Consider the following 2204-nt stretch of genomic DNA (forward strand, 5'->3'; position numbering starts at 1 on the left):
TCTCGTTGATGTTGGCGGGGCGCACGGCACTGAAACGGCGGCCGTTGACTAGCACCAGCGTGTACGCATCGCCCAGACCGCGCAGATTGAGCGTGCTACGACCGTCCGCGCCCGGCCCTGCGCCCGCCACGGCCGCGCCACCGTTGAACGCGGGTTGTTCGCGCAAGGTATCGACCAACTTCGCCGGCCCGTTGCCCACGATGTCCTCGGCCGACACCACATCGACCGGCCGTGCGCCTTGAAGTGCAGCCCCGGAGCGAATGTTGGAACCGGTGACGATGACTTCTTCGACTTGGGTGGGTTCGAGATTCTCGGCCAACACCCCACCGCCGCCCGCGACACTCAACACTCCAGCGACGATCTGCAAGCTCGAAACACGACGCATCTTGACCTCCCGCACGGTTCTTTTATCAGTCGCCGAGCAAGCTCGGCCCATTCGTTGGGCGCCGTTGCGCAACGTTGGGACGATTAAGCCGTCGCGAGGGGCCAGGTCACAGCACAAATCAGGTTTCGCGACCTTGTGCGGATTGCCGAAGGGTGGGAGTGCAAGCCGGCCGGCGCGGCGCCGGCAGCGAGCTAAAATTAGCGAAGGCCCCTTTGTGCTGCGAACCCCCGGCAAGTCTCGGCCTAATGGGGCCAACGTAAGTCCCAGGATTCACATGCCTGCATTCAATGTACTGCGAGTCGTCGCCGCCACGCTGCTGCTACCAGCCGTCGCATGGAGCGCAAATTTGCCCAAGGATCCGCTGCCGCCGGATTTCGACCGAGGCGTCGAGCGGATGATGCAGCAATGGTCCATCCCGGGCACCGCGGTCGCCATCGTCCGTGCCGGTCGGCCGGACGTCGTCCGCAGCTATGGCAAGCGGCAATGGAATCGCAACGAGCCAGTAGATGGACGCACGCTGTTCGGCATCGCCTCGGTCACCAAGACCTTCATCGCTGGCGCCTTCGGCCTGCTAGTCCAAGAAGGCAAGGTGCAATGGGACGATCCCATCGTGAAGTATCTGCCCGAGTTTCGGCTGGCCGATCCCTGGATCAGCACCCAAGTCACGATCCGAGACTTGCTGTCTCATCGCAGCGGCTTCGCCAGCTACGGCGACTTCCTGGAGGAGATCCCCAACCTCTCGGAACGAAACGCGACCGCGCTGCTCGCCCACTACCCGCAAGCCGTGCCCTTTCGCAGTCGTGGCGACTACAACAGCCTGGGCTTCATCGTGCTGTCGCAAGTACTCGAAAAAGTCAGCGGCCAACCGTGGGAGCAGTTCCTGCACGAGCGCTTGTGGCAAACGCTGGAGCTGCGCGATACCTATGCACGCAGCGACGAGTTCGTGCCAGCCGCCAATGTGTTGCCAACCGGTGACGGCTGGTCGGAGCAGCCCACCGGACTCGATGCGGTACCGGCGAGCGTCAACGTCGCGGCACCTCATGTGCAATGGGAAGCGCACTTCCAAGGCCGCTTCGTCTACGACGCTCACGAGCTTGCCAATCGCACGGTGCATTTTCATCGCACCGCCATCGATCCGAGCCAGTCCGCGTTCACGTCAGTCACCGATCTCGCTCGCTGGGCGCGGGTGCTGATGAGCCCGGAAGATGGCTCGAAGTCACCGCTGGAAGCCCGCACGGTCGAAGCCATGCGTGAGCTGAATGCGATTCGCCGGCCCGGCTGGCCGATGAACTGGTCGAAGGTGCGCAATGATGTCCGTAACGACTTGCGCACCGTTGGCTATGGGCTGGGTCTGGAGATCTACACCTATCGCGGCCGCACACTCGTCGGTCATTCCGGTGGTGAACTCGGCTACAGCACCTTGATGCTGGTCGATCCCTACGCCGGGTTCGGCGTGGTCGTAATGGCGAACAACGCGACGCGCACGTTCGGCGCGATGCCGTCGATCATGCAGACCGTGCTCGATTGGAACTACGGCGAACGTAGCATCGACTGGTCAGCGCACTATCTGGAGCGCGGCGCTCGCGAGCACACCGAGAATCTCGCCGAGCTCGCACAACTCAACGCCGCGCGCCCCACCAACTCACCGCCGACGCTGTCGCCGACCGCGATGGTTGGCGAGTACCTCAATCCCAAGTTCGGCACGGTTCGCGTCTTCCAGCGCGACGGACGCTTGATCGCCACCACTGGCCCCAGCTACGAAATCGAGTTCGATCATTGGGCCGGCGACATTTATCGCGGCACCGTGATCAGTCCGTTG

2 protein-coding genes are annotated in these 2204 nt (G+C 63.2%); one reads left to right on the forward strand and one right to left on the reverse strand.

Features of this window, described 5'->3' with window-relative positions:
- The coding region (locus JNL55_RS29335) for a TonB-dependent receptor plug domain-containing protein (RefSeq protein WP_293863010.1) at positions 1–385 on the reverse strand (385 nt) is incomplete at its 3' end.
- Between the two features lie 274 nt (positions 386–659).
- Here JNL55_RS29335 and JNL55_RS29340 point away from each other — a divergent pair.
- On the forward strand, positions 660–2204 hold a 1545-nt coding region (locus JNL55_RS29340), incomplete at its 3' end, for a serine hydrolase (protein WP_293863012.1).

The organism is Steroidobacter sp. (assembly GCF_016790065.1).
Classification (GTDB): Bacteria; Pseudomonadota; Gammaproteobacteria; order Steroidobacterales; family Steroidobacteraceae; genus Steroidobacter.